This is a genomic window from Helicobacter pylori, assembly GCF_003636935.1.
GTDB classification, from domain to species: domain Bacteria; phylum Campylobacterota; class Campylobacteria; order Campylobacterales; family Helicobacteraceae; genus Helicobacter; species Helicobacter pylori_CH.
Window position 1 is genome coordinate 1 of sequence record NZ_MVVH01000028.1, and the last position, 1,552, is coordinate 1,552.

The window sequence follows — 1,552 nt, forward strand, 5'->3', positions numbered from 1 at the left end:
TTGTATGTATTTAGTAGAATTTGGTTATTTTAATTACTCACTATATATTATCTTAACAAGCAATAACAATCTTTTATAACTAATTTTGTTTGTGTTATAATTTGGTTTAACAATTATTTTAAGAGATACTATGCAAGATTTACAAGATTTCAAAAATGATATTACGCTCATTCTATCCAAAGACAGACTAGAGACTTATGACAACCTAGAGCAATACAAAGAAAATTTAAAGCTCATTAGTCTAATCACACCTAAAATCTCTAATTTAGAGATTTACTTACGCAACGCACTAGATTATTGCCTAACTCAAATTAAAGGGAATGAGTGGGTGTTTGATGAAGTTTCTTTAATCCCCTTAATAGAAGAATTGAAAGACAAGAAAAAAGAAATCACGCATTCTTTGGTCTTGTCTAAAATGTCTTTAGAAGCGGTGATTAAGCTTATCTTTTTTTACAAATTAGAGGGGGTAGCATTAGATTTGAGAGCCTATAGTATTAAGGCTTATTACAAAGATAATAAGGATACTTTGCTTATTAAGGGTAGAAAACAACATCTTTCTAATTATGCTAAAGCCTATATTGCTTTAAACTTACTATGGGCAATTAGAAATCGTGCGTATCATTGGGAAAATTTACTAAAGCTAAGGGCAAACAACCGCTCACGCATTACAACACGCTTTATCAGAGAATTAGAAAAGAAGCCTACAAGTAAAAGTTTTAACTTTGGTATCATGCCTAACAAAATTGTTTCATTTTTAGATGATTTAATCAAAAGTATTGGAAACAAAGACTTGGAAAAACTAAGTAGTCTATAAGCTATAAGAAAGTGGGCTTCGGTCAGCCCTACGAATGTAGGCGTATTATAGCTAAACAATCATTATAAGTCAAACCAAAACCAACACAAAATTTGCTAAACTACAATCAAATCAATTTAGGGAGGATAAAAATGTCATTTGCCCCTATGTTATTAGCTACAATCAATAACTCTATTGGCAATAAAGATAAGCATGTGAGTTTAGAGTATCTTATAGGGCTTTTTATGGATAAAAAAACAACTAATCTAAGCAATACTGACAAGTATATTATAGGCACAATTCAAACAGAGGCACTAGAGCAAGAAATAGAATGGTTTTCACAAGACTATCACATTCCTATGGAGAATATTTTACATGTCCTTTCTATCAATCCCTATCAATGAAAAGAGCCTTAGTTTTATCAAAAACAACTTTCAAGCTCAAATTCAAGCCCTAGAACAATTTTATCCCATTATTAAAAATGCTTTGAATTTAGGGCTTAATCCTAGTAGTATTAAGTTTGGAGGAGACACAGCTTTGAGCATGTATTACTTCCAGCATAGATTAAGCTTTGATATTGATTTGTTTGTCAATGATGCTCAATGTTTGGGATTTTTTAGCCCTAAATTATGGATAGATAATTGCAGTCATTTTGATAGCACAAGATACATAGACCAACATAATCATATAGGCGTAACGAATAAAGACAACATTAAAATAGATGTTTTAGTGGATTATGCTAGTAATGAGGGATATGTA

Annotated in this window: 2 protein-coding genes and 1 pseudogene; all 3 read left to right on the plus strand. The window is 30.9% G+C overall.

Annotation, left to right across the window (positions count from 1 at the left end; all coding sequences use genetic code 11):
• Positions 1–130 precede the first annotated feature (130 nt).
• Positions 131–814: a CAAX protease gene (locus EAL87_RS07950; protein ID WP_120914256.1), complete on the plus strand. Its 684-nt coding sequence runs from the start codon at positions 131–133 to the stop codon at positions 812–814.
• A gap of 131 nt (positions 815–945) precedes the next feature.
• On the plus strand, positions 946–1,197 hold the full coding sequence (locus EAL87_RS07955; protein WP_000006537.1) for a hypothetical protein: 252 nt from the start codon (positions 946–948) through the stop codon (positions 1,195–1,197).
• A pseudogene (locus EAL87_RS07960) lies at positions 1,169–1,552 on the plus strand (nucleotidyl transferase AbiEii/AbiGii toxin family protein); the annotation flags it as partial. The gene EAL87_RS07955 and the pseudogene EAL87_RS07960, both read left to right, overlap by 29 nt.